Here is a 23,638-nt window from a genome sequence, read left to right as displayed (position 1 = left end):
TTATTTCCTCTTTTTTGCTCCGACCTTTCGGGCTTTGGGGGCGATTCTTTGTTTTTTGGTCATTATTGCTTTGCCCGGTTTTACTTTCCCGATGCCTTTTGCTTTTTTAACCGTCGCGGCCTTTTTCGCGGCAGGCTTTCTGGCCGCCGCCTGCATCTTCTCTCTGATAAGAGCAGGGATTTCCGTCGGCGAGACAGCCACCGGAATCCCGGCCTTGTTCAAAGCTTCAATCTTCTCTTTGGCCGTTCCCGAACCGCCCGAAATAATTGCTCCGGCATGACCCATTCTTTTTCCAGGCGGGGCCATCCTTCCGGCAATAAAGCCGACCACCGGTTTGGTCATTTTCTTTCTGACAAATTCAGCCGCCATTTCTTCATCGGTGCCGCCGATTTCGCCGATCATCACCACCGCCTTCGTGGCCGGGTCGGCCTCGAACAATTCCAGGGTATCGATGAAATTGGTGCCGATAATCTGGTCGCCGCCGATGCCGATGCAGGTAGTCTGCCCTATTCCGGCGCAGGTCAGCGCCCAGATTGCTTCATAAGTAAGCGTTCCCGAGCGGGAAACGACTCCCACCGGCCCCTTTTTGACAATGCTTCCCGGCATGATTCCGACTTTCGATTCGCCGGGCGAGATTAATCCGGGGCAGTTGGGACCGATCAGCCGTGCCCCGCGGCTTCTTACATAATCATAGACTTTCAGCATATCGTTGGCCGGGACGCCCTCGGTGATGCAGACGATCAGCGATATCCCGGCATCGACCGCCTCATAAACGGCATCAATGGCAAATGACGGCGGCACATATATGACCGAAGTATTGGCTTTGGTTTTGGCCACCGCATCGGCCACACTGTTAAAAACGGGAATACCATTGACCTCGGTACCACCTTTTCCGGGAGTTACCCCGCCGACAACATTGGTACCGTACTTCTTCATCTGCTCGGCGTGAAAAGAACCGTCGCGCCCGGTTATTCCCTGCACTATGACTTTCGTCTTTTTATTAATGAGGATGCTCATTGTATCCTCCCTTCCGCCATCGGCTCAATCTCGGCCAGCGCAATTGCTTTCTTGACCACATTATCAAGGGTGTCGGCCGATTCCAGATTGACTTTCTTAAGAATAACTTTCGCCTTGTCTGCGTTGGTTCCGGTCAGACGAACAACGATCGGTATTTCCGGTTTCAGTTCCTCGTAAGCCATTACAATGCCATTGGCCACATCATCACAGCGCGTGATACCGCCGAAAATATTGATTAGAATGGCCCGGACATTCTGGTCACGAAGGATGATACGCATGGCGGTGAGGACTTTTTGCGGATTCGATGAACCGCCGATATCAAGGAAATTGGCCGGGTCGCCGCCATAATACTTGACCAGGTCCATGGTGGCCATGGCCAGTCCGGCGCCGTTGACAATGCATCCGATATTACCGCTCAGCTTGACAAAAGACAGGTCGCCGTCGCGGGCCTCAACCTCGGAGGGATCCTCGGCATCAAGGTCGCGCATAGCGGCCACATCTTTATGGCGGTACAGGCCGTTGTCATCGATATTTATCTTGGCATCAAGGGCGACCACTTTACCGCTGGGGGTGGTAATAAGCGGATTGATTTCGACCAGCGAGGCATCCACTTTCCAATAGACATCATACAACTTCATAATGACATCGGCCGCCTGGCGCACCAGGGCCGGGTCATTATAAAGCTTGCCGGCCAATTCCCGGGCCTGATAAGCCTTGAGTCCGGTAGTCGGGTCAACCGCCATTTTGATGATTTTCTCCGGGGTCTTGGCGGCGACTTCTTCGATATCGATACCGCCGGCGGCGGAAACCATTATCACCGGTTTTTTCTGCGCCCGGTCGATGATGATCCCGACATAAGATTCGCTGGCAATATCGGCCGCTTCGGTCACCAGGACCTTCTTGACCGTCAAACCTTTGATATCCATACCCAGAATCTTCTGGGCCCAGACACGGGCGGCTTCAACATTTGCGGCGTACTGGATGCCGCCGGCTTTGCCGCGTCCGCCGACATGCACCTGCGCTTTGATCATCACCGGCCGGCCGTACGATTCGGCTATCGAGGCTACCTCAGCCACCGATGAGGCCACCTGGCCCAGCGGCACCGGAATTTGGGCCGCGGCGAATATCTCCTTGGCCTGATACTCATGTATTTTCATGCAAACATCTCCATTTATTGAGTTGCACTATTTCTATATCGAAGGTTGGCGAGATATGACCGAGCCATCTCAATCAGATTCTCACGATTATTATCATTGGGATCATCGAGTACTTTTTCCAGAAGAAAATTGAGCACCTTCCCCACCAGCGGCGATTGCGGTATCTGGAAAATCTCCATTATATCTCTGCCGTTTACCGCCAAATCCTGCAAGCCGAATGGCGGTCTGCGCTCCAACTCAGCTTTAATTTCCTGCTCGAGCTGATCGACATCATCCGTCGTACCCCCTTTCCCCTGTCCGGCCACATCGGCCCGTCGCAATTCCAACAGATCAAAAATCAGGTCCTGCCCCACTTTGCGAATCAACCGCCGCAGCCCCTTATCGCCGATAGAGGTATTGAACATATGCCGATCCACCAGCACCGATACGGCTCTGGTTTGATCGGTCGAATACCTCAGCCGTTTCATAATTTTGGCGGTCAGTCTGGCCCCCGTCGTCTCATGACCGTAAAAAGTAGCCCCTCTTTCAACCAATCGCTTGGCCTGCGGCTTGGTGATATCATGGAAAAGAGCCGCCAGGCGAATGACCAGCACTCGCGGCGCGGCATCTATGGTGTGGATGATATGTTCAAAAACATCGTAAGCATGAAAAGGTCCCGGTTGATCGACGTCAACCGTAGCCTCAAGCTCCGGAAGGACATATTTCAGCAATCCCGATTTCTGCATCAGGCGGAAACCGTGCGAAGGCTCATCGGCCTGCACCAAAAGCTTGTTCAATTCCTCGGAAATACGTTCCGCCGAAACCGATACTATCAGATGAGCACGTTCCTGCATGGCCGCGAAAGTTGCCGGCTCGATTTCAAACCGGAAACGCGCCGCAAATTGCACCGCCCGGAGCATCCGCAGCGGATCCTCCTTGAAAGAGACCGGCGAAACCATCCGAATTAAGCGGTTCCTCAGGTCGATCATTCCGCCCAGCGGGTCAACCAGATCGCCGGTATCCAGCGAAATAGCCATGGCATTGATCGTAAAATCGCGTCTTATCAAGTCGTCTTCAACTCTTATATTAGGGTCGAAAGAGACCTCAAAATCCTTATGGCCGACCCCGGTGGAGTATTCCCTTCGAGGAAGGGCGACATCAAAAGTGTACATCTTCTCGCCGCGGAACTGAGTGAATTTGATGACACCGAAGGATTTCCCCACTAAATCTACTCTCCCAAAGTCTTTGAGGATTGAAGAAAGCTCCTGATATGATATGCCGCAGACCAGATAATCGCGGTCCTTTCCGGAAGGCAAATTCAGGAATCGATCTCGAACCGCTCCTCCGACTTCGTAGATATGGCCATTCTTAAGAAGGGCCTCGACAACCGTATCTGACAGCTTGCACATGATCAATCGGGCAATATCCTTGTTCCGGCGCTTCCTTGAAGAGAGCGTCCGGCATAATTGATGGAAGTAATTACGACTTCTTTCCCCCCACCTCGGATAAACTGGATAGCGGCCTTAATCTTGGGACCCATCGAACCGGGGGGGAAATGTCCCTGATCAAGATATTTCTGGGCCTCCGAGACAGAAATGCAATCGAGCCACTTTTCATCCTTCTTGCCGAAATTAATGGCTGCTTTTTCCACCGAGGTTAAAATAATCAATATTTCAGACTTTATATCCAGCCCCAGTACCGCCGAGGCAAGATCTTTATCGATAACGGCATCAAGTCCTTCCAGATTTCCCTTGTCGTCAATATAGACAGGAATCCCGCCGCCGCCGGCCGCAATCACGATCGTCCCGCTTTCAACCAGTTTCTTGATTGTATCCGATTCGACCACTGAGAGGGGTTGCGGCGAGGGCACTACCCGGCGCCAGCCTCGATTGGCATCCTTTTTCACCACCCATTCCCGTTCCCGGGCGAAGCGCCCGGCTTCTTCCTCGGTATAAAACTGCCCGACGAATTTGGAGGGATCGGCGATCTGCGCGTCGTTGCGATCGACAAGAATCTGGGTGATAATAGTCACCACCGGACGCTTGAGCCCTTCTTTCCTGAGGCGATTCTGCAGGGACTGCTCAATCATATATCCCATGCCGCCCTCGGTGTCGGCCACGCAGACGCCCAATGGAAGAATCGGCGCTTGACCGCGGGCTAATTCCACCCGCAGGATGGCATTGCCAACCTGCGGGCCGTTACCATGTGTAATTACCAGCTTATATCCGGCGCGAGCCAGCTCCACAATACCATCCAGCGACTTTCTGGTATTGGCAAACTGATTGGCAATGGTATCCTCAACCTCGGGTTGAGTAATGGCATTGCCCCCCAGCGCGATCACCGCCGTTTTGCCGTTCAGCTTGGTCATCTCATTCACTTCTTTGCTTTGGCTTTGCTCTTGACCGGCTTAAATGCATCATGCAATATGTCCGCCAGATCCGGCTTGCCGATTTCCTGCAGATCATAGAAAACCCGCACCGAGGGTTTCTTTATCTTGATTACCCGGCGAAGGTCAATCGGGGTGGCCACAATGACACTATCGCACTTGGTCTGTTCAATGGTTTTCTCGAGATCGGCCAACTGCTTCCCAAAATACCCCATGGCCGGGAGCAACGGCCCGATTTCGGGATATTTCTCAAAGGTGGCCTTAATCGTGCCGACCGTATAAGGGCGCGGGTCGACCGTTTCGGCAGCGCCATACTTGATCGCCGCCATCATGTCGGCGCCGTATTTCATCTCGCCGTGAGTGGTCGTCGGGCCGTCTTCAATAACCAGCACTTTCTTTCCCCGAATCAACGACGCATCCTCGACCGAGATGGGCGAAGCGGCATCAACCACAATCGCATCCGGGTTGTAATACTGGATATTATCGCGCACTTCATTGATCCCCTCCGGCGGCGCCGTGTCAATCTTATTGATCACGATGACATCCGACAGCAGCAGATTGTTCTGCCCGGGATAATAGCTGATTTCATGTCCCGGTCGGTGTGGGTCAACGACCGTGATAAACAGGTCGGGCTGATAGAACGGCATGTCATTGTTGCCACCGTCCCAGAGAATGACATCGGCTTCCTTTTCGGCCCGACGAACAATCATCTCGTAATCGACACCCGCATAGACAATAATGCCGCGGTCGATATGCGGTTCATACTCCTCACGCTCCTCGATAGTGCATTTGTGCTTCTCGAGGTCGGCGTAAGAGGCAAAGCGCTGACAAGCCTGCTTGGCCAGATCGCCGTACGGCATGGGGTGCCGAATGGCCACAACTTTCAGGCCCATCTCAAGCAATATGGCCGCCACCCGGCGGGTGGTCTGCGATTTGCCGCAGCCGGTGCGGACAGCACAAACCGCCACCACCGGCTTGCTTGATTTAATCATGGTCGGCGCGCCCCCTTCGAGGGCAAAACGGGCGCCGGTCGCCATCACATAGGCGGCCTTGTCCATAACATATTCATAAGTGACATCCGAGTAGGAGAAGATCACCTCGTCGACATCATGCTCGACAATGAGATCCAGAAGCTCTTCCTCGGGATAAATGGGAATCCCCTTGGGATAGAGCGGACCGGCCAGCGCCCGGGGATAACGGCGCCCTTCTATTTCCGGAATCTGGGTGGCGGTGAATGCGACCACTTCAACATCCTTGTTATTGCGGTAAAGCACGTTGAAATTGTGGAAATCCCTTCCCGCCGCGCCCATGATTATGATTTTCTTTCTTTTCATTTCCGTATCTCCTCAATCTGGTTATATATTCATACTACAATCAAACCGTCCGGATTGGTGATTCATATGCTGGACAATAACCAGATATATATGATCAGGTAGAGAAACAAAAGCCACCCGCTTCTCCCCTTTATGAATTTGCACCGTGCCATAAATAAACCCGATTACTCCATGATAGGGCGGCATCCGCCCCATATTTTATTCGTCAATCTGGGCCTTCTGTATCTTGCCGGAGAAATCGACATAGATCGATTTCCACTCAGAGAAAACATCCAGGGCGGCGGTGCCGGCCTCGCGATGACCGTTACCCGTCTCTTTGGTGCCGCCGAACGGAAGATGTACTTCGGCGCCGATCGTCGGCGCATTGACATAGAAAATGCCGGTAAACAGGTCGCGCATGGCGATAAAGGCCCGGTTTACGTCCTGAGTATATATCGAAGATGACAGACCGTAGATGGTATTATTGCCCATTTCAATCGCTTCTTCCAGAGATGAGCATTCGGTGATGGAAGTCACGGAGCCGAAAATCTCTTCCCGGAATATGGTCATGTTGGGTGTGACATCGCCGAATATGGTCGGCATCGTGAAATACCCCTTGTCATATCCGGGGCCGGTCAGGCGACCGCCGCCGCAGAGAAGCTTGGCGCCGTCTTTATTCTTTCCGATATCCATATACTTCAATACCGACTGCATCTGGCTCTCATTGACCGCCGGCCCCATGTCAATCGCTTCATCCAGTCCGTTGCCTACTTTGAGAGCTTTGGTTCGCGCCACCAGTTTCTCCGTAAATTCTTTGATCACCTTTTTCTGTACTATCAGACGCGACGAGGCGGTGCAGCGTTGCCCGGTCGTGCCGAACGCACCCCAGAGAGCGCCCTCGACCGCCAGGTCAACATTGGCGTCATCCATAACAAGGATGCAATTTTTGCCGCCCATCTCCAGATGGCAGTGACGGAAATCGGGAGCGCAGGCTTCGGAAACCCTGCGCCCGACATCGGTCGAACCGGTAAAACTGATCACCCCAATATCCTTATGGCGCATCAGCGGCTCACCAACATCACGTCCGGAGCCGGTAACCAGATTAATTACTCCCGCCGGGAGTCCTTCCTCTTCCATAATTTTGACAAAGTTGTACACAGAAAGCGGCGTGTCGGTGGCCGGTTTGATTACCACGGTATTACCGCAGACCAGCGCCGGCATGATCTTCCACGAGGGAATAGCCATGGGGAAATTCCAGGGGGTAATCATGCCACAGACTCCCAGCGGCTGCCGGATCGACATCATGAATTTATTGGACAGTTCCGAAGGAGTTGTCTGGCCGAACATCCGCCGGCCCTCGCCGGCCAGATAGAAACTCATATCAATTGCTTCCTGTACGTCGCCGCGAGCTTCTTTGAGGACTTTTCCCATTTCGCGTGTCATATCGCGGGCCAGCCTTTCCTTTTCCTTGGCCAGTCTGATGGCAATGCGATAAATTATTTCGCCTCTTTTCGGCGCCGGAACGAGACGCCATTTCTTATAGGCCTCGCGGGCTGCTTTTACAGCCTCATTGACATCATCAGGCGTCGATTTCTGGAAGAGACCGACCAGATCATCCATGTTGGCCGGATTCCGGTTTTCGAAAGTCTGCTCCGATCTTGATTCCAGCCACTCACCGCCGATATAATTCTTATATACTGGTACGTTTGCCATAAAGATCTCCAAGTCTATTACTGCTTATATGATTTAATTTCCTGTCAACCGCAAACTGCCAAATTTCTTACAGTCTCTTATCTAACAAAGACTTTTAATATATGCCTTTTTTGCCCATTGTCAAATTCTTTTGGTACAAAATATCATTTGGCCGCAATCACAATTACGACCATTAATCCGGAGATCAAATGGCTTTTAAATCTGTCAAATGGGAGAGAATTAAATGAAAACGACCGGCCGAAGTCCCCTTCAGCCGGTCGCATAGCTTGTATCGAGAGTAATCAGACTTCCATTATCTCTTTTTCTTTATTGCCCATTAAGTCGTCAATCATGCTGATATAATGGTCGGTCAATTTCTGTATCTTTTCGGCTCCTTTTTTATGGTCATCCTCGTTGATAGCCTTATCCTTTTTCCCCTCGACCTGAGGATTGAGGCCGAGGTCGGCCTTCTGAATGGACTTGGAAATCTCACCGACAGTGGTCTTGTCCCATGCCTGGACTATAAGAAGACGAATTTCGGGCGCCGATATTGAGGCCAACTGATTAAGCGGCCTGATAGTCCCATGATAATCGACCCGAACGTTATCCAGAAGTGATGCCGAGGCTTTGCCGGTACGCAGCCCTGCGAATTCCTTCTGGATGGACTGATAGCTCTTCTTCATCTTTTCTTCGCTATCGTTATAAATCTTATCAGTCATTGGATAACTCCTTTGACCAGGGTTAAGAGATTCCTAATTGGTACTACGAAATGACTGTTCCGATCGGCTCGCCCATAACCACCTTTTTCAGGTTCCCCGCCTTGTTGATATTGAAAACGATGACCGGAATGCCATTATTCTTGCAGAGCGTGACGGAAGTCAAATCCATTACTTCCAGTTCCTTCTGCACCACCTCCATATAGCTCAGCCGGGGATAAAACAGGGCATCGGGCGTTTTTTCCGGATCGGCCGAATAAACGCCATCAACCCGGGTGGCCTTGAGCAAGACCTCGGCATCGACCTCCGTTGCCCGCAAGGCCGCCGCCGTGTCGGTGGTGAAATAGGGATTGCCGGTGCCGGCCGCCAAAATGACCAATCGCCCCTTTTCCATATGCCGGATGGCGCGGCGCCGGATATATGGCTCGGCAAATGATTCAATATTGACCGCCGCCATTACCCGTGTGAATATTCCCAACTGCTCCAGCTTGTCCTGAAGCGCCAGTGAATTGATAACCGTGGAAAGCATCCCCATATTATCGGCCGTGACCCGATCCATGCCGGTGCGCGAGGCAGCAACACCGCGAAAGATATTGCCGCCGCCGACAACAATACCCATCTCAAGCCCCAGGTCCTTAATCTCTTTAATTTCGGCGCAGATATATTCAATGGTATCGAGATCAATACCAAATGATTGCGAACCGACTAATGCCTCGCCGGAAAGCTTTAAGAGTATCCGGTGATATCGCGGACGTCGGTCGGACTCCATAATTATTCACCCAGCCGGAAGCGGGCAAACCGCTTAATGGTAATATTCTCTCCGATTTTGGCAATCAGATCATTCAAAAGGTCGGTAATCGTCTTCTCATTATCTTTGACAAAAGGCTGTTCCATGAGACAGGTCTCGGCGAAAAACTTATCCAGCTTACCGCTCACGATCTTATCCAGAATCTTCTCCGGTTTTCCTTCATTGAGAGCCTGCTGACGATAAATTTCGGATTCCGCTTCGACCACTTTGGGGTCAACATCTTCACGCTTTATGGCCAGGGGATTCGTCGCCGCGATCTGCATCGAGACATCTTTCGCGAAAACTCTGAAATCGTCGGTCCGGGCGACAAAATCGGTCTCGCAATTGACCTCCAGAAGAACCCCCAGTTTATCGCCGGGATGTATATAAGAAACCACCAATCCCTCATTGGCCGTCCGCCCGGCCCGGCTGGCCGCCTTGGCAATCCCCTTTTCCCTTAAATAGTTACTGGCTTTATCAAAGTCGCCGCCGGTTTCCATCAGGGCTTTCTTGCAGTCCATCATGCCGGCGCCGGTCTTCTCGCGAAGCTCTTTTACTTTCTGTGCTGATATTTCCATGAATCGCTTTCCTCTTTAGATATCCTCTTCACCGGCTGAAACATAACTGCTCCGCTTATCGGCTGTCTTGGCCTCCACCGCCGCCGCAATCTCCTGATCCGAAATGGTATGCTGCGCGTCGATGATCGCGTCGACAATAGTCCGCGTTATTATGCGGATGGACTTGATGGCGTCGTCATTGGCCGCGATAGGAAAATCAATCGGGTCGGGGTCGGCATTGGTATCAATAATCCCGATTACGGGGATTTCCAGGCGTGAAGCCTCGGCCACGGCAATTTTCTCTTTCTTCGCGTCGACAACAATGACCAATCCGGGGAGATAATTCATATTCTTAATACCGCCCAGGGCTTTTTCGAGTTTTTCCATCTCATGCTCAAAATGGGAAATCTCTTTCTTGGTGTATTTCTGCAGCTCCCCTTCTTCCTTCGTCCGCTCCATGTTTTTGAGTTTCTTGATGGAAGCTTTGATCGTGGAGAAATTAGTCAGCATGCCGCCCAGCCAGCGCTCGGTGACATAAAACTGTCCGGCGCGAATGGCCTCTTCCCTGACAACATCCTTGGCCTGTTTCTTGGTGCCGACAAAAAGTATCGATTGCCCGCGGGAGACAACTTCCCTGACTTTCTGGCAAGCCATCTTGATGGCATCAAGTGTCTTGTTCAAATCGATGATATAAATGCCGTTCCGTTCGGTGAAAATGAACGGCTTCATCTTGGGGTTCCATCGTCTGGTCTGATGACCGAAGTGAACACCCGCTTCAAGCAATTCTTTGATTTGTGGAGTGACCATCAGTAGACCTTTCTAATTGGTTATGCTTCCATCCTGCCACCCAATCCGGACCTGATTAGGACCCCCGGACCTCCAGCAGAATGTGCTCATTTCCGGCCGCAACCGGATATTTATAATTACCGTTTTGAGTACTGGAACCGTTTTCTTGCTTTGGGCCGACCGAATTTCTTCCGTTCCACCGCTCGCGGATCCCGGGTCAGATATCCTTTTCTTCTCAGGACCGGACGCAAGTCGGGGTCCAGCTTGGCAAGGGCACGGGATAAGGCCAAACGGATAGCTCCGGCCTGGCCGGCTAATCCGCCGCCGTTGACCTGGCAAACAATATCCAGCTTGCCAACCGTGTCGGTTTCCTTCATCGGCTGATTGATAATATCAACCAGAACGCCCCGCCCCAAATATTCCTTGGGAGTCTTGTCGTTAATAACAAAGTGGCCACCCCCAACCCTCACTATAGCACGGGCGACCGATTCTTTTCTTCTTCCGGTTGCCGAAAAAATTGTTTCGCTCATTTGCTTTCTCTATCAGGATTCAGATAATTTCCACACTTCCGGTTTCTGCGCCTGATGCGGATGCTTTTCATCGGCATAGACATGCAGCTTCTTAATCATTTTCCGGCCCAAGCGGTTTTTCGGCAGCATCCCCGTAACAGCATGGGTGAAAATATCACGGGCGTTCGATTTGAGAAGTTTATCATAGGGAGTAACCTTCAACCCGCCCGGATATCCGGAATAATGGTAGTACAATTTATTCTTTGTTTTGTTGCCGGTCACCGACACCTGGGCCGCGTTGATGACCACCAAATAATCACCGGTATCAAGGTGCGGCGTAAATATCGGCTTATTCTTGCCCCGCAAAATATTGGCCGCCTCGACCGCTGCTCGACCCAGCGTAGCACCCTTGAGATCGATCAGGTACCATTTCTTGTCTGATTCTTCAATCTTTGGTATAAACGTCTTCATCTTTCCCCCGGAATATTCCGGTTTTAGCTATCTCCAATTCTTTAAAAGCCTTTGAATATACACAATAATCAAACCCTGTCAAGGTTTTTATGCAATTTTCCAATTCACGGGATATTTTCCGGCTGCGTTCAAAATTATCCTCACAATCCTTCCTATCATCTCATCTCCAGGTCTTATAGAACACTGGAGCCAGCCATAGGTTTCCGCATAATCTATCTAAATATCAACGGGTTAGCCGCTTGAGTTTGCAGCGCGGGTCGAATTTTCCCCGCACCGAACAGGCCCCGCAGGAGGCCATCCGAAGTCGCTTCTGCCGCGGATACTCTTTTCCGCATCTCGGACAAACATAAATATAAACAGGCGGTTTTCGAAGCTGTGGATGACTTTTGGCCTTTAACGAAGCCCCTATCCGCTTCGCCTCGAGCCGAAACTCCCGGTTGTGATCGGGATGAAGAATATGAATCATTTCATGCTTCAAAGTATCGTCTATTTCACTCGGAAACAGGCGGTGATATCTTATCCCAATTTTAATCTCCCTTTTTACCGGCGTATAGGATCCGGCAATCAGCATTCGCTTGGAATACGATATTTTTGCTTCCGGAAGCGTCCCTTGAAAATAACGGCGATTGATTACCCCGAATAACCTGAAAAGCTCCGGCAGGGAGGGCAGCTGCGCGGAAATCGGATTGGATTCATCTCCACCGGAAACCGGAATCGCCGGGACAGTCATAACCTGGATGGTCGCAAAGAGGTCGTAGTTGGGATCTTCCCCGGCCAAATATTTCTGCTTCATCCTGATTCTCGCATCCATTTAAAAAGCCGTCAACATTAACGCCGACGGCTTCAAGTTTTTTGGAGCCGAGGGGAGTCGAACCCCTGACCTCTTGACTGCCAGTCAAGCGTTCTCCCAACTGAACTACGGCCCCAGTTGGCAAGGGGCTAATATATCCAACCATTCGCTTATGTCAAGGGATTTATTGACGACAGTATTATCCGCCGTCAGTCACCGGGCCGGCTCATCCTTAAGCAGCGAATCCAGATCGATAATTCGCCCCGAGGGTGTCTCCCGATAATGAAGGGTATCGGCCTCTATCAGTTTCTCGGTCACTTTTCTGATCCGCTCGGCCGCAGACCCTATTTGTTCAATCTTCTCGACCACATCGCCCGGTAATTTCTGCCGTTCTTTCCGGAGAATTTCCACCAGACCGGTTATGGCCATAAGGGGATTATTGATTTCATGACTAAGTGTGGCGGCGGTCTGTGCGACTATTATCGAGGCGATCTGATCGCCACGGGGCCTCTGCGGCTGACGCATCCGTAGTACTAATTTCTGTTTTCCCCGGTGATTCTCTTCTCCCGCGTTGTTCTCATCATAAGGGATTTCGGCAATCTGTTGAGTCTCTTCCATGACGATAACCCATTATTGATTGATAAAGGAGAAAAGGGCATGCCCCAGAAAGGCCACCGGACGACGCAGCATTCGATCCAGCTCGGCCACGTCACCGCTGCAGAACAGACGAATGATTCCCCAGCACCGGTCGCCATGAATGAGCGGATAGCAGATCTCCGCCGTCTGCGGCATCATCTCGGTCAGAGCCGCCGCCGGGTCCTTGATACTGCCCATGAATTTCTGTCGATGATGTACAACTTTGAGATGGTTTTCATCGATGACATTCATATCTACCGGTGGCTCGGTTTTTCCGCTCGGGGATGATGCGGCCAGAAGGTGCAATGTCTCTCCGTCGAATCGATATATCCCGATTCTGAGGAGTTCCGGAATTATGGTGAAGATCTCGGTCAGCTGTCCCCAGTCCACATCACTCCTTGTTTCTGCAATCAGTTCGCACAGGAAAACCAGGAGCTGGTCGGTCCCGACACTCTCCCCCGGCGATTGGATTGCGACCGATGGTGGAACGAGAATGATCTGGTAATTGGAGGGATTACCGCCGATGAAGTTAAGGGATATTATCGCTTTCAAAAAATGCTCCCGCCCGGAGACATCAACAATAACCAGGTCGAAGGCCTCAAAGACCGTCTCAAAGTGGCGACTCCGCTTGAGAAAGGCCATCAGGGCGGTGTAGGATTCTTCGGTCAGGAACTCCTTGATATGGCGGCCAAACAGATTCTCACCGGGCAACTGCAGGAGCCTTTCGGCCAGTTCATCTATGAATACAAGTCGCCCCTTAAAATCTATTTTAAAAACGGCGCATCGTTGAAGTTCGCAATCCGCTTTCCGGCGCTCGGTAATTGAATATGTCATTAGCGACTATTTTTTAAAAAGCTTGACCTTTTCGGTCGATTTTGCTGTTTTCACAATCATGTAATATACACCTGGCGTCACTTTCTCACCCCGGTCGTTGACTCCATGCCAAGTCACTGTCCCTCTTTCACTATTATAATTATCGGACAATTTTCCCCAAACTTTCTCTCCGTCGGCGCTATGAATTGAAATTTCCACCGGCCGGCCGGCCGCCGGGCCGAGAAAAATGGTCAGCGAATCACTGAAAGGATTGGGACCGAAAGTCACCCCCCGGCCGGCCAGAACGGTCAGACTGACCGCCAGCCGGTACTCGCCGGCGCCAAGGGTGGCTATAAAAACGATGCTCCGGGTGCCACTATCTTCTTTTTCGGCCTTATATTTCAGGTCGCCGGTGCGGTCTTGATTGTCAACGAGTATTGCGGTCGGTGGAAGATTTTCGGCGCTTAATTCCGGAATATACCCCTCCATCCCCGAAACCATTATCCTGAGATTCAGGGAATCACCCACCGCCAGAATAATCGGTGGAATCGAGTCTATTCTGAAAAGATCGGCCGCTTTATAGGTATCAAACAGGCCGTAGCCATAGAGGTCATCGGGATTATTATAACGGTCGGCCGACTGTTTCATGGCATTTCCGACCTGAACCGGCCCCCAATCGGGATGAGCCTCCCAGATAAGGGCGGCGGCGCCTGCCGCCAGGGGTGCCGCCAGTGAGGTTCCGCTTGCCAGGGTGTATCCTCCCAGATGATCGGCGGAGTAAACCAGAAAACCCATCGCCACCAGGTCCGGCTTGATCCGCCCATCGTAGGTCGGGCCGGCGGAGGAGAAAGCCAGGATATGCCCGAGTCCATCCACGGCGCCGATCGCCATCACCGAATCGCCATCGCAGGGAGGAATGATATAATAGAAACATAAATCGGGATTGCCGCAACTGCGCGTATTTCCCGCGCAGTTAAATACTGCAATTCCCCGCGAGACCGCTCTTTCAGCGGCAATAGTAATAGCCGCCGTATGGCCATTCAGGTCGGCATAAGTATACCAGTCATAATATCCCAGTGAAGAGGAAATAATATCCGCCCCCAGCGAATCGGCCCATTCGGCCGCCGCCACCCAGTTGTCCTCTTCCGAGGGCACCTCATCACAGGGATCTTCGGTCTTGGCTACCGCGAAATCGGCGCCGTAGGCCGACCCGATCAAATGCCCCGGGTCAAATCCGGCAACGGCCGAGAGAGTAAGCGTCCCATGGCGAGGATTGGGGTTATTAGGGTCGCTGCAGACGGTTTCGCCTACCGAAGTATCGTTATTGATAAAATCATGTTTGGCCACCAGATGCAGGCTGTCGAAAGCAGGGTGATCGAGACGAAACCCGGTATCGAAAAGGGCAATAAGAACCCCTTTCCCGGTAAATCCGAACCGATGTACCAGCGGCACATTTATCAGTTTAAGCTGGGTCAGCGACGGCCCATAGAGCGAATCGGGCAAGGGGATGCCATCAAGTTTCGGCGTCTCGACCGGCGGAAGTGGCTCTTTGACCGCGCCGGCCACCGGCCTGATCTTCATTACAAAAAGAAAGGCGCTGATTCTCTGGAGTGTTTCATAATCGGCATATCCGGAAACGGCATTCAGCCATCGCGATTCATTTTTGACCTCCATGCCGGCTTCTTGCAGCGCGCGAACATATTCGGCGCTGACTGGGATATCATAGAAATCGAGCGTGGGGCTTGCGTTACGTTTCTGCCGTCGCTCCATTGCCCGGGGAGAAAAGCGGCTTTCCAGATTATCTATCGCTTTCTTATAAGCTGCTTCATCAAAAATCTTCTTATCCGCGAAGAATACCCAGACTCTAAATTTACGCTCGGCTGGTGCCGCATTGAGTGTGTCGGCGAATCTGTTGGCGATTTTCGGCACAGCAGGCTTTGTTATTAGAGGCGGTGTGGCAGCTTGCGTTATTCCGGCTAATCCAGAGAGAAATATTAGTGACATTAAAAATTTCTTCATTTCGATTCCTTTCGTTTTATATGAGCTAAACGGCTCAAGTGCTCAAGTTAAGGCATAAAAACGGCCTGGGTCAAGGCGGAAATCGGTCTAATCTGTCGGTCTCCCCTTTTCTGAAAACTACAGTTGACAAAGCGGGGTTAAAATGTGTAGTATTTGTGGTATTGATCGGGTTTCAAGACCGAGAGAATGCCCCCGTGGTGTAATGGATAACGCATCGGCCTCCGAAGCCGTTAATACAGGTTCGATTCCTGTCGGGGGTATTGAATAAAGCAGCAGGGCGATTCGGAAATGAAGTAGTGAATGCCGGGCAGGTGGAAATACCTGTATCGCAAGCCCAGGAATAGAGGACTGATGAATGCGAATAGAATCCAGAGGCTCTAAAATATGTATTTGTCAATAGCAGATACCAAAACCTGGACAGACATATTAACCAATATTGCTGAAATTGCTGCACTCGTAATAGGCGGCATTTGGACCTACCGACGGTTCATAAAGAAAAGAGCGCCTTACCCCAAAGCTGTGATAAATCATGATATTTCCCGCGTGAAATTGTCTGAAGACAAAATTCTCATTCATATTAAAACTACATTCAATAATATAGGTGAAATTCTTATTCAACTTCGTCACCGCGAAACATGGCTCCAGCAGATTACTCCTTTGTCAGAAGAAATAACTGCTGGCTTAGAAACTAATAATGATTCAGTCCACAAAAACATGTCCGAGATAGAATGGCCACTGTTGGACAGTCATGAAATAGAGTGGGCGGAAGAAGAAGCGGAATTGGAGCCCGGGGAACTGGAGTACTTTCATGACGATTTCATAATAAACGCCGGTGTAGAAGTTGTGATGGCTTATTCGCACATAAAGAACGTGGAAAAGAAGAATCGAGAAATCGGCTGGCAATGCACTACGATTTTCGATATTCAAAAAGGACTTGCGATTAAAGGAGGTGAAAACGCAAATGAAAGAGAAACAATTACCACCAAAAGATAAACCCAAACCCAAACGTAAGCCAAAGTAATAGTTAGGATCGGCCTCAAGATCAGCACACGACCAAGTGCAGTATAGGGTTGGGTTGTGTGCCGCAGTGCGGTAGGTCCGGCTCCGAAGCACCATGCCAGCGGCGATGAGAAATCCGAAGCGAGTCAACCGCCTCCTCATTGCGTAGCCTGCCAGGCGTGATTTGCATCTTGGCAGATAGATAGGCGTGCTGAAAAGTGATGCCGTCCGAAGACCCTAAAATTCCCACCCGTTGGGTGGGGTACCAGTACCAGTTTTGCCTATCAACTATGGGAGGAAAATTGAAGCAATTTCAATATGTGACGGTCTTGCTTTTACTGACACTGGGGGCTATAGTTGCCAGCTCAATCCCTACCATAGCATGGCTTCCATGCTATGACTCCTTCGTTTTCATGGGCAGGACAGAAGGAGACACATGTACGCTTGCATTTATGGCAGTTACTGAGGGGGAATGTGAAAATTGGCATATTTACTACCTCACTCTCAGTTCTCAGGGAGTAATTGCCGAACACAAAACGGCGGTTCCGGACGGTCCCACTGTGCCCATTTGGGATAAGGCCCTTACGGTGGGCGACACTTTGGCATTCATGCATTATCTATCGCAAGTCAATGGCGTATTCATTGTGAATTTCACAACCGACACAGTGCGATCACCAGTATATGACACAGCCTTCTCACGGCTTTGGGCTGAGGCTGACGCTGTGGGTAACCAAAGCGCTCAACACCGTCTCCTTGCTGAAAATTTCGATGATCCCTATTTTAACCTGAAAGCCAAATTGATTTGGCGTTACCCCGGCGGTCTCTATAAGAATTATTATATTGAAGAGGTTATCAGAACTGGTCACTATGCGTTTATCCGTACCCGGGGAACATATCCCAAGGATGAAGAAACTCATAACGGAGTGTTGATATATTGGCTCGAGTGAATCAGCTTACAAATTTCATCTTATATGCGCCGTCAGGAGTCCCTCCTGACGACCAGAAAGAATTCGGCCACCCGCCTTTCATTTTCCTTACTATGTGCGCGGCAGATCTCCACATCTGCCCGCAAGCTCAATCCCTCCTCTTCTCCGCGCTGTCAGACTCAAAGCATATGCAATGGGTGGGATACCAGTTAATGGATTAGGCTCAAACCCGGAGAGCGATATGAAGAAAATTGATACCATTTCCAAATTTCTTATATTTTTGGATTTTCTATCTATACTAGCCCTAATCTTTTTCGTATGGATCATCTTGGGGAACTGGACCGCTGAACCCAACGGTATCATTGGACTGTCGCAGAGTGGGAGAGCACCGTTGGGAAAGGGATACGCAATATTATTTTTCATAATATCTCTGAATGGAAATATACTTCTTATCCTGCTGTCATCGTTCTCCGATCGGAATTGGAAGGGAAGAACAATATATGAGCGACTAATGGGCAGGAAGGACAATCGGGATATCATCACCAGACAATTTCATCGGCTATTCTTGACAGTGGGTAAGACCGGCATAACTTGGGCATTTGCAGTAACTTCATGGCAATTAATGCTACTTTCGAGAAGCGCTGGCAACCCATTTCTAGGAACATTGCTAGTGGCGATAATCATTGCCACTGTTTTATTGTGGATCGCAGCAGTAGTGCATTACATCGTTCGAAAGGCACACCCATAGAACCTCCTTAATTCTTTGCGGGGCAGATATCCACTTCTGTCCGCAAGCCCCTTTCTTCGCATTTCGCGCGGTCAAAAGTCTCTCTTGACGACCAGAAGGAATCCGGCCATGCCTCCTTTCATTTCTCTTGCACTCACCGGCACAAAATATATATTACTGACTGAAACCACTAATCCGGGAGGCAGGTATGAAGAGAAGATCAATTCTATTCCTCGGCATTCTTATTTTCGCCGCCAATTTTACTCAGGCAGAACAATTAAGTCCATATCTGATTATTTACGCTTTCTCCACCGAGGGGCAGTTGCTGGCCAAAGAGATGACGGTTGATTCCACCGCTAAAATCCTCGGCAGGACGATCCATATCGGCAAACTATCCGGGAAGGATATCATTCTCGCCGAGTCGGGAGTCGGCATGACCAACGCCGCCATGACTGTCCAGGGGCTTATCGACCGATTTCATCCCCGTGCGGTCATATTTACCGGCATCGCCGGCGGCATCGACAGCACCGTGCATATCGGCGATATTGTTGTCTGCCGCAAGTGGGCCACCCACGATTACGGCTACTGGGGCGCCGAGGGGTTTAAACCCTCCCCGCCCGATGTTTACATGCCCGAAGCCGACAGCATCATCGAGATGGCATATCTTATGACCGACAGCATTCTTTTCGACAAAGCTGCAAAACTTGCCCTCAATACTTTCAGTTTCGATAGTATCGGCTCTCATATTCCCCGCCTGGAAGTCGGCGGCGTGGGCGTCAGCGGGAATGCTTTTATCGACAATGTCGAGAAAAGGCAGTGGCTCTCAGCCAATTTTGGCGCGCTGGTAACCGATATGGAATCGGCGGCGGTGGCGCAGGTTTGCACTATCAACGGGGTACCGTTCATAATCTTTCGGTCCGCATCCGATCTGGCCGGTGGTTCCGGCTCGGCCACCGCCCGAACCGAAATCGGGCAGTTTTTCAAAGTGGCGGCGGTCAATTCCGCCAGAGTGGTTAAAGAATATTTAAAGGAGTTATAACTAAAGGGCGGAGGCAAATTATGACACTCATGAACGAAAGAGATAAAAACAGATAATGTGACGCGGGCAAAGAACCAGGACCTTACTCTATTTGTACTTTATTTTCAGCAGCAGTATCATCCCGGCGATGGCTAAAGTGACTATATTGGCCAGAATGATCGGAAGCGAGTCAATCAGAATACCATAAACCAGCCATAGGGATATCCCCGTGCAGATGACGATGAACATCGCCAGCGAAATATCATGCGTCGATTTGGATTTCCAGACTTTAATTAATTGGGGAAGAAAAGCCAGCGTGGTTAACGCTCCGGCCGCATATCCCAGTAAAATTGTATAATCCATTTTCCCCGCCCTATTTCTTTCTCTCAAAGACGAGCTTATATAATGCCACCAGTGTCCAGATAGATTCTAAAATAACAAAAGGTATGGCCGCAAGCACAATCGCGTAATAGGTGGAAAGCCCGCCCCCGAGTATGTTCAGTCCGATATATGTGACCGAATCCTGGCTCAGCTTCTTAATGATATTCAGGGCAAAGGCAACCAATAGAAAAACCATTCCCAGAATGCCAATCATCAGGTCTGTATCCATAGCATTATCCTTTATAGTGGTTTAAAGAATCAAATGGATGATAAGGATATTTTGAGAAATAGGAAACAGTAAAAAAACAAACGGCGCAGGATTAATGCCAGAACATCACCCTGCGCCGGAATAATCGCAACTGCCTGTCAAACTATAACAGCTTCTACCAGGTAAATGAATAAACCGGAGTGGTGGTCAATTTAAGTCCAACGGTATCGACCCCATCGGTTACTGCCTGTACCTGATAGATGATGAAAGGCTCGCCTCCATTAAGCCAGCCGCCGCTGACGGGCGATTTGGGATTGTACATTATCCAATTTCCATTCGGACGCCACGACCAGTAGCCATCAGGAGTATTGGCCACGGTAACCGGGTCATTGACACCTTTATAATTGGTGGGCGTATTCGAGAGATCGTCAAAAGGATTATGAACCGCGATGGGCTGCCCTTTGACAAACTGCCTGGCCGTGTATGTGGCCAGGGCCGATTCCAGACTGGATACCATATTGGCCAACGAGGCTTTCTCGGCTTCTTTGGTCACCGAGAAAAGCTTCGGGACAGCAATCGCTGCCAGAATACCCAGAACAACAATAATCACCACCAATTCAATGAGAGTGAACCCTCTGTTTGCGTTGGGATACTTGAATACCATAAGTTTTCCTTCCGTATATTATTTGAGACTTATCCACAAAGCCGGATATGATAATTCCTACTCTAATTTTCGGAATTTGACACCCATTCTTTATCACGGAATGTCCAATCATGGCGCCATGCGCAAAATTTGAACAGTCGGATGCCCCTGACCGACGGGGTATTCCTAAATACAGCGACAAAATGTCCGGGCGTCATAAACATCTTGCGGAAGTCGGGGCCGAATATTAGTTTTAAGGGATAAAATTCCGTTTTTTTGGAAAGGACTTGAGATGGAGATTACCGAAGGACTCTTGCAGGCAATTCAGGCCGAACGTCACGGCCATAGTTTTTATATGATGGCCGCTCACAGCACCAGCGATCCCAAGGGGAGGAAGGTTTTTGAAACCCTGGCCGCCGAGGAAATGGACCACATGCAATTTCTCAAGAAGCAGTATGACGCCATCCTGAAAACCGGAAAGCCGGATCGCTCCCTGAGCCTCGGGCCGCGTCTCGACCTCTCGGAAGGATTCCCGATTTTCTCCGATAGCATTCGGTCACGCATTGGTGATGCCCATTACGAGATGAGCGCGCTATCGATCGGAGTGCAGCTTGAAATGGACGCAATGAATTTCTATAAAGATCAGGCTGCCGCCGCCGCTGACCCCGACATAAAGAAATTCCTTGCCGAACTGGCCGATTGGGAATCGGGGCATTATCGCGCGCTGCTTCGCCAGCAGGACGAGTTGAAAGAAGATTATTGGTCTGATGCCGGCTTTGCACCATTCTGATTTGTGGAATATATAGGAAACTACCGGCTCTTCAGAAGCCGACCCAGCCGCCGGGCGGCATCATATCTTGACATTACCTCAGGATCGGCATTTCTGAAGATATCGAGAAACAATTGATACTGCTTGATAGCCTTGTCGACCTGCTTCGATTCCTCGTATGCAACTCCCAAATAGTAGTGCATGTCGGCATTCCAGATCGCGTGCCGGGCATGTGAATAGTTGTATACATTGATCTGATTTTCGAATTCTCTGATTGCGCCGGCGAAATCACCGGCGACCAGATAGGCCCTCCCCAGAAGATAGTGTGCGATGAAATAGCGCTTCCCATAATTATCCCCAATTTTTTCCAGATCTTTAATACAGGTTTGAATATCACCCTCTGCAAAGGCTATTGCCGCCGTCCCATACCAATATGAATATTGCGCGAAACCACTCTTTTTCTGAAATTCATTCACCTGTTCGGCATAATTCCGGGCGCTGTCAAGCCTCCCGTTCTGTGCCAGCAGCTGGGTAAATATATCAACATTCATCTGAAGTTTCTCCGGCGTCTCTTTCTGTTCGGTATTCAGAGCTTCGTAATATGTAGCAAGAGCCCGAGTGAAATCATTATTCCCCTGGTAAATAAAGGACTTCATGTATAGAATCTGCTGGGTTATCCCTTTTATTTTTTCGCTCTTGTTCAGCACCAGACAGCTGTCCAGGAATTTCAGCGCGGCTGAAATTTTCCCCTGATTGTACGGAATGAGAGCCCGATAGACCCGCCCCATGGCGCGGTTATATCCATCGCCGATTGATTCCAGATGCCGGTAACAACTGTCGGCCCTGTCATAGTCTCTTGTCAACAAATGGAGGTATCCGACAGCCAGGAATGAGGTCATGAAATCCGGTTTGATTCTAAGAGCCTGCCGGTATGATTCAATAGCTTTATCGGGCATCCCGTTGGTTGCGTACAATTCACCTTGCGTGTCATAAGGATTCGCCTCATCGGGAGATAGTTCAATATATTTATTTATCGATTCCAGGGCTTTTTCAACATTGCCGATCGCCTGATAAGCATAAGCAAGTTCATTGTAGGGATTCTTGAATAGCGAATCGATTTTTATCGCCTCATTGAAGTTCGCAATGGCGGAATCATACCGGACATTCTGATATTCCAAACCTCCCAATGCGAGATAGGCATTTTTTTCGTCCGGATAATCCCTTGCTATTTGTTCCAGCAAGGCGATGGCGGTATCTCTTTTCCCCTGGGCCAGCAAGACGGATGATTCTATATAGTGACGTTGCAGAGTGGTGGCATTTTTCGCGAAATGCTTGGCCTTGAAGATCATTTTTTGGTCGCCCATTTTGGCCATATAATAGTAGGCCATAGCGATGCTGGTATCAAAGGACAGGGCTTTATTGAAACACTCCTTCGCATCGGAGTAATAGCGTTTTTGATAATTCTCCACTCCTTCAAGGTACAATCGATACGCTTCAGGAGAACGCGTTGTAATCTCGGATATGGATCGTACCGGCTCAAAGGGGACTTCAGCCGGAAATGACAGATCTTTCTTGATCTGAAGCGCCAGCTTGTCCACCAGAGCGAATATATCCTCATTCGCCTCGGCTGTCATGCGGCGCCCCTTCAAAACCTCGCCGCTTCGAGCCTCGGTCAATTGCGTCGTGACCGTCAGTTTATCGTCCTTGTCGATAAAGGAACCGTACAATATCCACCGTGCCCCAACCCTCTTAGCCATATTTGTGGCGGTCTCCCGGTTTGCCATATCATCTTGTGTTTTCCCGATCAATTTTAGAACATCATTAATGCGTTCATTGGAAACCACTTTCGCGGACTGTGATTCGGACAGATCGGTCGTGAGCAGATTGGATAAGATGAGTCCTAGGCGAGAAGTATCCTGAGGATCGCTGAGATTTCTGAAATCGACTATGGCCAACCGATTGGCCGACGCCCAAGCATCCTGTTGCGTCCGAAACTCTATCTGCCAGGGGCGCAGAATCAGGAAGATCAGAACGATTATTACAACCGCCGCCGCCGGGACCAATTTCGGCCACACTCTTCTGCTGACAACGGAATGCCACAGGGAATGGTCCTCTTTTGCCGCTTCCATTGCCGACTCGGCAATCTGACGGATACTATCTTTGACAGCCGGGTTTCTCTGAATATACCCGGCGGCTTTTTCAAACTCGGTGGCCTTCTTAAAGCAGTATTCACACTCATAGAGATGAAGTTCGAAGGCGTCCTTATCCTTCTCATCGAGCATCCCCAGCTCATAGGCGCTCAACAACTTTTCGAACTTCTTATCAATACACCGGCTCAT

Annotated in this window: 24 protein-coding genes, 2 tRNA genes and 1 pseudogene; 6 read left to right on the top strand and 21 right to left on the bottom strand. The window is 50.2% G+C overall.

All coding sequences use genetic code 11. The features are described 5' to 3' along the window. The 17 genes from sucD to NT002_03470 form a co-directional block, all read right to left on the bottom strand. Entirely contained in the window at positions 1-1,017 is a 1,017-nt protein-coding gene (gene sucD / locus NT002_03550) for a succinate--CoA ligase subunit alpha (protein MCX6828339.1), read from the bottom strand. After that, on the bottom strand, positions 1,014-2,174 hold the full coding sequence (gene sucC, locus NT002_03545) for an ADP-forming succinate--CoA ligase subunit beta (GenBank protein ID MCX6828338.1): 1,161 nt from the start codon (positions 2,172-2,174) through the stop codon (positions 1,014-1,016). The genes sucD and sucC overlap by 4 nt, the downstream gene beginning before the upstream one ends. 14 nt (positions 2,175-2,188) lie before the next feature. Further along, on the bottom strand, positions 2,189-3,562 hold the full coding sequence (locus NT002_03540; protein MCX6828337.1) for a CCA tRNA nucleotidyltransferase: 1,374 nt from the start codon (positions 3,560-3,562) through the stop codon (positions 2,189-2,191). Between the two features lie 2 nt (positions 3,563-3,564). After that, a complete protein-coding gene (gene arcC, locus NT002_03535; GenBank protein MCX6828336.1) occupies positions 3,565-4,521 on the bottom strand; it encodes a carbamate kinase in 957 nt (318 codons plus the stop codon). A gap of 5 nt (positions 4,522-4,526) precedes the next feature. Then, positions 4,527-5,873: a cyclic 2,3-diphosphoglycerate synthase gene (locus NT002_03530; GenBank protein MCX6828335.1), complete on the bottom strand. Its 1,347-nt coding sequence runs from the start codon at positions 5,871-5,873 to the stop codon at positions 4,527-4,529. Between the two features lie 198 nt (positions 5,874-6,071). Next, complete coding sequence (locus NT002_03525) at positions 6,072-7,565, bottom strand: aldehyde dehydrogenase family protein (protein MCX6828334.1); 1,494 nt, start codon at positions 7,563-7,565, stop codon at positions 6,072-6,074. Positions 7,566-7,846: 281 nt separating this feature from the next. Next, positions 7,847-8,263 carry a ribosome recycling factor gene (locus NT002_03520; GenBank protein MCX6828333.1) on the bottom strand — a complete coding sequence of 139 codons (417 nt, stop codon included), beginning with the start codon at positions 8,261-8,263 and terminating at the stop codon, positions 7,847-7,849. A gap of 43 nt (positions 8,264-8,306) precedes the next feature. After that, the gene (gene pyrH, locus NT002_03515) at positions 8,307-9,029 is read right to left on the bottom strand and encodes a UMP kinase (GenBank protein ID MCX6828332.1); all 723 of its coding nucleotides are present in this window, start codon (positions 9,027-9,029) and stop codon (positions 8,307-8,309) included. A gap of 2 nt (positions 9,030-9,031) precedes the next feature. Next, entirely contained in the window at positions 9,032-9,625 is a 594-nt protein-coding gene (gene tsf, locus NT002_03510) for a translation elongation factor Ts (GenBank protein MCX6828331.1), read from the bottom strand. Between the two features lie 15 nt (positions 9,626-9,640). Beyond that, entirely contained in the window at positions 9,641-10,411 is a 771-nt protein-coding gene (rpsB, locus tag NT002_03505; protein ID MCX6828330.1) for a 30S ribosomal protein S2, read from the bottom strand. A 116-nt stretch (positions 10,412-10,527) separates the two neighbouring features. Next, on the bottom strand, positions 10,528-10,920 hold the full coding sequence (rpsI, locus tag NT002_03500; GenBank protein MCX6828329.1) for a 30S ribosomal protein S9: 393 nt from the start codon (positions 10,918-10,920) through the stop codon (positions 10,528-10,530). A gap of 12 nt (positions 10,921-10,932) precedes the next feature. Further along, entirely contained in the window at positions 10,933-11,370 is a 438-nt protein-coding gene (gene rplM / locus NT002_03495; GenBank protein MCX6828328.1) for a 50S ribosomal protein L13, read from the bottom strand. Between the two features lie 223 nt (positions 11,371-11,593). Then, a complete protein-coding gene (locus NT002_03490) occupies positions 11,594-12,163 on the bottom strand; it encodes a hypothetical protein (GenBank protein ID MCX6828327.1) in 570 nt (189 codons plus the stop codon). Positions 12,164-12,223: 60 nt separating this feature from the next. After that, positions 12,224-12,296, bottom strand: a tRNA-Ala gene (locus NT002_03485). A 77-nt stretch (positions 12,297-12,373) separates the two neighbouring features. Continuing rightward, positions 12,374-12,778, bottom strand: coding sequence for a hypothetical protein (locus tag NT002_03480; GenBank protein MCX6828326.1), 405 nt, complete (start codon positions 12,776-12,778; stop codon positions 12,374-12,376). A 12-nt stretch (positions 12,779-12,790) separates the two neighbouring features. Next, on the bottom strand, positions 12,791-13,630 hold the full coding sequence (locus NT002_03475; protein MCX6828325.1) for a PAS domain-containing protein: 840 nt from the start codon (positions 13,628-13,630) through the stop codon (positions 12,791-12,793). A 6-nt stretch (positions 13,631-13,636) separates the two neighbouring features. Next, positions 13,637-15,628, bottom strand: a complete 1,992-nt coding sequence (locus tag NT002_03470) for a S8 family peptidase (protein ID MCX6828324.1) — start codon at positions 15,626-15,628, stop codon at positions 13,637-13,639. Between the two features lie 188 nt (positions 15,629-15,816). Between NT002_03470 and NT002_03465 the strand changes: the two genes are divergently transcribed. From NT002_03465 to NT002_03445, 5 genes are all read left to right on the top strand, one after another. Beyond that, positions 15,817-15,888 (top strand) — tRNA-Arg (locus NT002_03465). Between the two features lie 124 nt (positions 15,889-16,012). Beyond that, positions 16,013-16,621, top strand: a complete 609-nt coding sequence (locus NT002_03460) for a hypothetical protein (GenBank protein MCX6828323.1) — start codon at positions 16,013-16,015, stop codon at positions 16,619-16,621. Between the two features lie 308 nt (positions 16,622-16,929). Beyond that, a complete protein-coding gene (locus tag NT002_03455; GenBank protein MCX6828322.1) occupies positions 16,930-17,574 on the top strand; it encodes a hypothetical protein in 645 nt (214 codons plus the stop codon). Between the two features lie 220 nt (positions 17,575-17,794). Then, positions 17,795-18,301 (top strand): hypothetical protein, encoded by a 507-nt coding sequence (locus NT002_03450; protein ID MCX6828321.1) that lies wholly within the window; start codon positions 17,795-17,797, stop codon positions 18,299-18,301. Positions 18,302-18,488: 187 nt separating this feature from the next. Next, entirely contained in the window at positions 18,489-19,319 is an 831-nt protein-coding gene (locus NT002_03445) for a 5'-methylthioadenosine/S-adenosylhomocysteine nucleosidase (protein MCX6828320.1), read from the top strand. Between the two features lie 87 nt (positions 19,320-19,406). Here NT002_03445 and NT002_03440 read toward each other — a convergent pair whose 3' ends face one another. The 3 genes and pseudogenes from NT002_03440 to NT002_03430 all read right to left on the bottom strand — a co-directional run bounded on the left by NT002_03440 (position 19,407) and on the right by NT002_03430 (position 20,551). Then, positions 19,407-19,661 carry a SemiSWEET transporter gene (locus NT002_03440; GenBank protein ID MCX6828319.1) on the bottom strand — a complete coding sequence of 85 codons (255 nt, stop codon included), beginning with the start codon at positions 19,659-19,661 and terminating at the stop codon, positions 19,407-19,409. 10 nt (positions 19,662-19,671) lie between these two features. Then, positions 19,672-19,908, bottom strand: a complete 237-nt coding sequence (locus NT002_03435) for a hypothetical protein (protein ID MCX6828318.1) — start codon at positions 19,906-19,908, stop codon at positions 19,672-19,674. Between the two features lie 502 nt (positions 19,909-20,410). After that, positions 20,411-20,551 (bottom strand): annotated as a pseudogene (locus NT002_03430) (prepilin-type N-terminal cleavage/methylation domain-containing protein). A 271-nt stretch (positions 20,552-20,822) separates the two neighbouring features. Here NT002_03430 and NT002_03425 point away from each other — a divergent pair. Beyond that, entirely contained in the window at positions 20,823-21,320 is a 498-nt protein-coding gene (locus NT002_03425) for a ferritin family protein (GenBank protein ID MCX6828317.1), read from the top strand. Positions 21,321-21,340: 20 nt separating this feature from the next. Here the strand turns inward: NT002_03425 and NT002_03420 are convergent, their stop codons facing one another. Beyond that, positions 21,341-23,638, bottom strand: coding sequence for a FlgO family outer membrane protein (locus NT002_03420; protein ID MCX6828316.1), 2,298 nt, complete (start codon positions 23,636-23,638; stop codon positions 21,341-21,343).

It is taken from the genome of Candidatus Zixiibacteriota bacterium (genome assembly GCA_026397505.1).
In the GTDB taxonomy this organism is placed as follows: domain Bacteria; phylum Zixibacteria; class MSB-5A5; order GN15; family PGXB01; genus JAPLUR01.
The sequence above is the reverse complement of the archived record's forward strand: the minus strand, read 5'-3'. Positions and strand labels throughout refer to the sequence as shown.

Excerpts from the sequence above, each read along its gene's own strand:
- sucD (MCX6828339.1), bottom strand. The coding sequence starts at position 1,017 with ATGAGCATCCTCATTAATAAAAAGACGAAAGTCATAGTGCAGGGAATA.
- sucC (MCX6828338.1), bottom strand. The coding sequence starts at position 2,174 with ATGAAAATACATGAGTATCAGGCCAAGGAGATATTCGCCGCGGCCCAA.
- NT002_03540 (MCX6828337.1), bottom strand. The coding sequence starts at position 3,562 with ATGTGCAAGCTGTCAGATACGGTTGTCGAGGCCCTTCTTAAGAATGGC.
- arcC (MCX6828336.1), bottom strand. The coding sequence starts at position 4,521 with ATGACCAAGCTGAACGGCAAAACGGCGGTGATCGCGCTGGGGGGCAAT.
- NT002_03530 (MCX6828335.1), bottom strand. The coding sequence starts at position 5,873 with ATGAAAAGAAAGAAAATCATAATCATGGGCGCGGCGGGAAGGGATTTC.
- NT002_03525 (MCX6828334.1), bottom strand. The coding sequence starts at position 7,565 with ATGGCAAACGTACCAGTATATAAGAATTATATCGGCGGTGAGTGGCTG.
- NT002_03520 (MCX6828333.1), bottom strand. The coding sequence starts at position 8,263 with ATGACTGATAAGATTTATAACGATAGCGAAGAAAAGATGAAGAAGAGC.
- pyrH (MCX6828332.1), bottom strand. The coding sequence starts at position 9,029 with ATGGAGTCCGACCGACGTCCGCGATATCACCGGATACTCTTAAAGCTT.
- tsf (MCX6828331.1), bottom strand. The coding sequence starts at position 9,625 with ATGGAAATATCAGCACAGAAAGTAAAAGAGCTTCGCGAGAAGACCGGC.
- rpsB (MCX6828330.1), bottom strand. The coding sequence starts at position 10,411 with ATGGTCACTCCACAAATCAAAGAATTGCTTGAAGCGGGTGTTCACTTC.
- rpsI (MCX6828329.1), bottom strand. The coding sequence starts at position 10,920 with ATGAGCGAAACAATTTTTTCGGCAACCGGAAGAAGAAAAGAATCGGTC.
- rplM (MCX6828328.1), bottom strand. The coding sequence starts at position 11,370 with ATGAAGACGTTTATACCAAAGATTGAAGAATCAGACAAGAAATGGTAC.
- NT002_03490 (MCX6828327.1), bottom strand. The coding sequence starts at position 12,163 with ATGAAGCAGAAATATTTGGCCGGGGAAGATCCCAACTACGACCTCTTT.
- NT002_03480 (MCX6828326.1), bottom strand. The coding sequence starts at position 12,778 with ATGGAAGAGACTCAACAGATTGCCGAAATCCCTTATGATGAGAACAAC.
- NT002_03475 (MCX6828325.1), bottom strand. The coding sequence starts at position 13,630 with ATGACATATTCAATTACCGAGCGCCGGAAAGCGGATTGCGAACTTCAA.
- NT002_03470 (MCX6828324.1), bottom strand. The coding sequence starts at position 15,628 with ATGAAGAAATTTTTAATGTCACTAATATTTCTCTCTGGATTAGCCGGA.
- NT002_03460 (MCX6828323.1), top strand. The coding sequence starts at position 16,013 with ATGTATTTGTCAATAGCAGATACCAAAACCTGGACAGACATATTAACC.
- NT002_03450 (MCX6828321.1), top strand. The coding sequence starts at position 17,795 with ATGAAGAAAATTGATACCATTTCCAAATTTCTTATATTTTTGGATTTT.
- NT002_03445 (MCX6828320.1), top strand. The coding sequence starts at position 18,489 with ATGAAGAGAAGATCAATTCTATTCCTCGGCATTCTTATTTTCGCCGCC.
- NT002_03440 (MCX6828319.1), bottom strand. The coding sequence starts at position 19,661 with ATGGATTATACAATTTTACTGGGATATGCGGCCGGAGCGTTAACCACG.
- NT002_03435 (MCX6828318.1), bottom strand. The coding sequence starts at position 19,908 with ATGGATACAGACCTGATGATTGGCATTCTGGGAATGGTTTTTCTATTG.
- NT002_03425 (MCX6828317.1), top strand. The coding sequence starts at position 20,823 with ATGGAGATTACCGAAGGACTCTTGCAGGCAATTCAGGCCGAACGTCAC.
- NT002_03420 (MCX6828316.1), bottom strand. The coding sequence starts at position 23,638 with ATGAGCCGGTGTATTGATAAGAAGTTCGAAAAGTTGTTGAGCGCCTAT.